7 protein-coding genes are annotated in these 5,182 nt (G+C 76.5%); 4 read left to right on the plus strand and 3 right to left on the minus strand.

Translation table 11 applies throughout. The annotated features are described in order from the left end of the window. Window positions 1-45: 45 nt before the first annotated feature. Together ACWGKI_RS20530 and ACWGKI_RS20535 are read right to left on the minus strand one after the other, a co-directional pair. Window positions 46-675: an Rv3235 family protein gene (locus tag ACWGKI_RS20530; protein ID WP_452189506.1), complete on the minus strand. Its 630-nt coding sequence runs from the start codon at window positions 673-675 to the stop codon at window positions 46-48. Window positions 676-717: 42 nt separating this feature from the next. Then, complete coding sequence (locus ACWGKI_RS20535; protein WP_452189508.1) at window positions 718-1,491, minus strand: LysM peptidoglycan-binding domain-containing protein; 774 nt, start codon at window positions 1,489-1,491, stop codon at window positions 718-720. A gap of 159 nt (window positions 1,492-1,650) precedes the next feature. Between ACWGKI_RS20535 and ACWGKI_RS20540 the strand changes: the two genes are divergently transcribed. Further along, a complete protein-coding gene (locus ACWGKI_RS20540) occupies window positions 1,651-2,199 on the plus strand; it encodes a hypothetical protein (RefSeq protein ID WP_452189510.1) in 549 nt (182 codons plus the stop codon). A gap of 14 nt (window positions 2,200-2,213) precedes the next feature. Here ACWGKI_RS20540 and ACWGKI_RS20545 read toward each other — a convergent pair whose 3' ends face one another. Next, window positions 2,214-2,423: a helix-turn-helix domain-containing protein gene (locus tag ACWGKI_RS20545; RefSeq protein WP_452189512.1), complete on the minus strand. Its 210-nt coding sequence runs from the start codon at window positions 2,421-2,423 to the stop codon at window positions 2,214-2,216. A 129-nt stretch (window positions 2,424-2,552) separates the two neighbouring features. Here ACWGKI_RS20545 and ACWGKI_RS20550 point away from each other — a divergent pair, with 129 nt between their 5' ends. The 3 genes from ACWGKI_RS20550 to ACWGKI_RS20560 are packed head-to-tail and all read left to right on the plus strand — an operon-like array spanning window position 2,553 to window position 5,134. Beyond that, window positions 2,553-3,209 carry a hypothetical protein gene (locus ACWGKI_RS20550; RefSeq protein ID WP_452189514.1) on the plus strand — a complete coding sequence of 219 codons (657 nt, stop codon included), beginning with the start codon at window positions 2,553-2,555 and terminating at the stop codon, window positions 3,207-3,209. Continuing rightward, the gene (locus tag ACWGKI_RS20555; RefSeq protein WP_452189516.1) at window positions 3,209-4,567 is read left to right on the plus strand and encodes an AAA family ATPase; all 1,359 of its coding nucleotides are present in this window, start codon (window positions 3,209-3,211) and stop codon (window positions 4,565-4,567) included. Before ACWGKI_RS20550 ends, ACWGKI_RS20555 begins: the two co-directional genes overlap by 1 nt. 33 nt (window positions 4,568-4,600) lie before the next feature. After that, entirely contained in the window at window positions 4,601-5,134 is a 534-nt protein-coding gene (locus ACWGKI_RS20560) for a DUF6912 family protein (RefSeq protein ID WP_452189518.1), read from the plus strand. Window positions 5,135-5,182: the final 48 nt, after the last annotated feature.

The following is a 5,182-nucleotide window of genomic DNA, read 5'->3' on the forward strand; positions in this document are numbered from 1 at the left end:
GGCCCGCACCTGCGGGCCGGGGCTCCGGCGTTCCGTGCCCGCCGGTCAGCCGACCTCGAGGACGGCGACCCGCCACGCGCCGCGCCGCGCCTCCAGGCGGACCGCGGCGGCGCGGACCCGCCCGTCGTCGTCCAGCACCACGGTCGCCTCGGCGACGTCGTCGCCCAGGCGGACGAGGCGTACCCGCCGGACCTGGACCGGGCGGTGGTGCTCGCCTCCGCTGCGTGGGTCGTGGGCCAGGGCGATGCGGGCACGCTCGGCGAGCTGGTCGCGCACCTGCGGCGTGACCCATCGGGCAAGCTGGGCGGAGGGACGTTCTCCGCGCAGCACCTCGACCGCGGCACGGACCACCGCGCAGCACTGTGCGGTCGGGTCGGGAAGCGGTGCGGGATCGTTCTCGCGGAGCGGGCGCTCCGGCAGGTCCGCAGCGTCGTCGTCGGCGGTGCGCCGGACGCCTTCTCGGCCGACCCGGACCTTCCGCACCCGCGGGCGGGTGCCCGCCTCGGGGTAGCCGGCCGGACGACCGGAGCGCGGCGGCGCGGAGCCCCGCAGGGGCCGTTGCCCCGTCGCCGGGGTGGCGGGTGTCGCCGGGGGTGTCCTCGTCGGCGGCGCGACCGGGTCCTGCGCGGACGTCTCGGCCGAGACAGGATCGGTGGTCGCGGTGGTCGCGGTCATAGGTGGCCTCCGGGGGTGCGGTGTCTCGGACGTCGTGTGCCGTCAGGCAGGGGCGCGCAGGATCTGGCCGGGCAGGATGCGGTCGGGGTCGGGGCCGATCACGTCGCGGTTGGTCTCGTGCCAGCGCGTCACCTCGCGCAGCGTCTCCGCGTCGGAGGGGGTGCCGCCGAGACGGTCCCGGGCGATCGCCCACAGGGTGTCGCCGCGTAGCACCACCCGAGACCCGACGCCGGTCGCGGTCCCTTCCCGCGACGTGGGGGCGCGCGCCACGGGTGCCGCTGCCGGGTCAGCACCCGCGGAGCCCGCGCGGTCCTGCTCGGAGACGGCAGCGGGTGGCACGTCGGAGGTCGGCTGCCAGCCGAGGTCCAGGACGACGGTGCTCTCGCCGGGCGTGGGGCCGTCAGCCGTGTCGTCGGCGGCGAGGGCCGCAGCCGGGGCGAGGGCGAGGCCCGCGCCGACGCCCGCGCCGACAGCGGAACGCACGAGGCGGCGGACGACCAGGGGAGCGAGCCGGTCGACGGCGGACTCGCCCGCCCGCCAGCGGCGGCCCAGCATCGACGCCCCGACGCACGCGAGCGCGAGCGCGCCGCTCAGGGCCAGCCAGGCCGCGGTGGCGAGCCCGGCACCCAGCACCCCCAGCTCGACCCACCGGTCCACGGTGAGGCTGCCGGCCGCCGACCCGGAGCGCGGGGCCAGCGACGCCGCCCGCACGGTCAGCGCGATCGCGACCACGCCTGCCGCGAAGGAGAGGAGGCCGAGGCGGCCGAGGCCGCTGCTGCGGACCCCGTGCCGCGCAGGTTCGCTGCTGCTGGACATCGCGTCTCCTTCGTCCGTGGCGGTCGACCACGAGTCACATCTGATGATGGCGTTTGATGCTTGTTGGTGGTATCGGATGCTCGATATTGAAGCCGACTGGTGCTGGTCTGTCTACCCGGGCATCCTGTGGGGCACGGCTGACGCGACGAGAGGAGGCCCATGACGGGCACGGGTCCGGCCAGGTGGGAGCTGCTGTTCGCCGATCTGGAGGCGCGGTTCGAGGCCGAGATGTCGGCAGAGCGCGAGGGGGCCGTCGCCGAGCTGACGCGCGCCGAGCAGGCGTCGATCCCGCTGGTCGACCGGCTGCGTGCGGCGACCGGTGCCGTCGTGCGCGTCGAGCTGCTCGACGGCGAGGCCGTCGAGGGCCGGGTGGCACGGGTGGCGCGCGCGTGGGTCCTGCTCGAGGGCCACGGTGCACGGGGGAGGGTCCAGCACCTGGTGCCGCTGCCGGCGCTCTCCGCCGTCGGCGGGCTCGGGCGGCAGGCGGTGCCGTCAGGAGCCCGGACCGACGGGCTCGGGCTGGGTCATGTGCTGCGAGGCCTGCAGCGGGACCGGGCGCGGGTGGTGGTCCGCACGCCGGGCGGCTCGGTGACGGGCCGGATCGGGAGGGTCGGCGCCGACCACCTCGACGTCGAGGAGTCGGACCGGGCACGGCCTGTCGTGCGCACGGTCCCGTTCGGGGCGGTGCTGCGGGTCAGCGAGGCGTAGGCGCCCGCCGAGGGTCAGAGGTCTCCCGACGCGATCCGCTCGCGCGTCCGGGCGTACTGGTGCTCGATGTACTCCTCGAGCTTGCTGACCTCGACCCGCCACACCTTCTTGGGTCCCACCTGGATCGCGGGCAGCTCGCCCGAGCGCACCAGGGAGTACGCCTGCGTGCTGGAGATGTTCAGCATCTCCTGCACGTCGGCGAGGGAGAGAAACCGACTGGTCATGTCGGCATTCTGGCACAGCGGTGACGGCAGGTGAGCCCAGTTGTCCACAGGGGACCCGCGGGGTGCACGGGGGGTCGCCGATGATAGGTCTCGGCGCGACACCCGCGCCCTCGACCTCGGAGGATGCCCGTGAACCCCGACCCCCTGCCGGCACCCGTCGCGGCGCGCCTGCGTCGTCCCACCTGGCGCGACCCACGGCTGCTCGTCGGCGTCGTGCTCGTCGCCGTCTCCGTGGCCCTGGGCTCCTGGGCCGTCTCCTCGGCCGGCCGCACGGTGCCCGTGTACGTCGCGGACGGCACCCTCACGCCGGGCGAGACGGTCGACGTGTCCCGGCTCCGGGCCGTCGACGTGCGCATCGACTCCGGCGTGGAGCTCTACCTGCGGGCAGACCAGGGGCTGCCCGAGGCGACGGTGGCCCGGCGTGTGGTCGACGACGGCGAGCTCGTGGCGCGCTCCGCCCTGGGCGACGCCGCCGACGTGGACGTCCGTTCCGTGCCGGTGCCCGTCGACCGGTCGATGTCGGCGCGGGTGACGCCGGGCTCCGTCGTCGACCTGTGGGCCGTGCCGGAGGCCCCTGCCGGGGCGAGGGCGCAGGCCGAGGCCCCGTCGCCGCTGGTCACGGGCGTCGTGGTGGAGCAGGTGGACGAGGCAGGCTCGGGGCTCGTCGTGTCGGACGGTGCGACGCTGCACGTGCTCGTCCCCTCGGACGATCTGCCCGCCGTCCTGCGGGCGCTGGCCGACCCGGGGAGCGTCACCGTGGTGCCGCAGGCCGGGGGCGGTGCCTGATGGCCGCAGCGGTGACGGTCCTGTGCGCCGTGCGGGGCGTGGCCGAGACCGACGTCGTCCTGGCGCTCGGCGCGCCGGGGTCGGGGATCACGGTGACCCGTCGCTGCGGCGACCTCGCCGAGCTGCTGGCGGCGGGGGCCGCCGGCGCCGGGGTGGTCGCGGTGGTGTCCGCCGACCTCGCCGGTCTGGACCGCGAGGCGGTCGGGCGGCTGCGGGCGGACGGGGTGCGCGTCCTCGCCCTGGCGCACGACGCCACCCCGACGGAGCATCTGCGCGCGCTGGGGGTGGACGCCGTCGTCGAGCCGTACGACGACGCCGCGCTGCTCACGGCGGTCCGGGACGCCGCCACCGCGGTGCGTACCGGGTCCGACGCTCCGGCCGCCGAGCTCGTCCTCGGGCGCGACGGTGCGGGTGGCTCCCACGACGACCCGCCCTCCGAGGACGGCCGAGCGCGCGACGTCGACGCGGAAGGTGCCGCGTCGCGCGACGGCCGGGTGGTGGCGGTGTGGGGACCGGTCGGCGCCCCGGGCCGGACGACGACGTCGCTCGAGCTCGCGGCCGCGCTCGGTGGGCTGGGCTCGCGGGCACGTGGACGGCACGGCCGGTCACGCCGCGACGTCGGCGTGGCGCGGCACGACGACGTCCTGCTGGTGGACGCCGACACCTACGGCGCGTCCGTGGCGGCCCGGCTCGGTCTGCTGGACGACGCACCCGGGCTGGCCGCGGTAGCCCGAGCCGCGGGCCAGGGGGCGCTGGACCTGCCGACCCTGGCGCGGCACGCCCCGGTGGTCGGTGGCAGGCTGCGGGTGCTGACCGGGATCACTCGTGCGGCGCGGTGGCCGGAGCTGCCGGCCAGCGCCGTCGAGGTGGTCCTCGAGCGCGCCCGCGAGCTCGTGGAGTGGACGGTCGTCGACTGCGGGGCCCTCGTCGAGGCGGACGAGCTGCTCATGTACGACACCCACGCGCCGCAGCGCAACGCGGCGACCCTCGCCGCGCTGCAGGCGGCGGACGTGGTCGTGATCGTCGGCGCGGCGGACCCGGTGGGGATCCAGCGGCTCGTGCGTGGCCTCGAGGACCTGCGCGACGTCCCGGTGCCGGTCGCGGGGGAGCGGGTGGTGGTCGCGAACCGGGTGCGGTCCTCCGCGGTGGGTGCGCGTCCCGAGGCTGCGGTGCGCGACGCGCTCGCGCGCTACGCGGGCGTGGACGACGTGCATCTCGTCCCGGACGACCCCGGGGGGCTCGATGCCGCCCTCCTGTCCGGGCGCACCCTGGCGGAGGAGGAACCGACCTCGCCGGTGTGCGCGTCGTTCGAGGGCCTGGCCGCGCGTGTCCGGGCGGTCACCGCGGCCGCGGTCTGAGCGGCGGCCCGCCGGCCACGGCAGACTGTGCGCATGCGCATCTATGTTCCTGCCACCCTGGACGAGCTCGAAGGCGCGACCGTCGCCGCCGGAGGGGCGCGGTGGGACGTCGCGGCACGCCGGGCGCACGCCGTGACGCCCGCCCTGGAGCGGGAGCTGCCCGACGAGGACGACGAGAGCCGCGAGTACGAGGCGTTCCTCGCCGCCGCGGACGACTCCCTGGCGCTGGTGGCCGGCCGCCGCGTCGCGCCGCCGCTGCGTGTGGTCGTCTCCCTGGACGTGCCGGACGACGCCGCGACGGTCGCTGACGACGCGGACGAGCCCACCGCGGTGGACGTCGTCGCCCTGCCGGGGGTGGCCGTCGTCGCCGTCCATGTCGACGAGCCGGATGCCGCCGACGACGTGCGGGCGGTGCTGACCGCCGCCGAGGAGGAGAACGACGCCGAGCGGACGGGCGACGTCGGCGCCGCGTCGGAGGAGGCTCTGGACGCTGCGCTCCAGCGCGTCACCGACCGCGACCTGCTCTGGTACGACCCGACCGAGATCCCCCAGATCCCCCGCCCCTGACGTGTTGTGGGTACGGAATCGGCGAGAATTCCCGGAGGAATTCTCGCC

This window comes from Isoptericola sp. NPDC055881 (genome assembly GCF_053615895.1).

Coding starts and splice junctions, on each gene's coding strand:
- ACWGKI_RS20535 (WP_452189508.1), bottom strand. CDS start 1,491: ATGTCCAGCAGCAGCGAACCTGCGCGGCACGGGGTCCGCAGCAGCGGC.
- ACWGKI_RS20555 (WP_452189516.1), top strand. CDS start 3,209: ATGGCCGCAGCGGTGACGGTCCTGTGCGCCGTGCGGGGCGTGGCCGAG.
- ACWGKI_RS20530 (WP_452189506.1), bottom strand. CDS start 675: ATGACCGCGACCACCGCGACCACCGATCCTGTCTCGGCCGAGACGTCC.
- ACWGKI_RS20540 (WP_452189510.1), top strand. CDS start 1,651: ATGACGGGCACGGGTCCGGCCAGGTGGGAGCTGCTGTTCGCCGATCTG.
- ACWGKI_RS20560 (WP_452189518.1), top strand. CDS start 4,601: ATGCGCATCTATGTTCCTGCCACCCTGGACGAGCTCGAAGGCGCGACC.
- ACWGKI_RS20545 (WP_452189512.1), bottom strand. CDS start 2,423: ATGACCAGTCGGTTTCTCTCCCTCGCCGACGTGCAGGAGATGCTGAAC.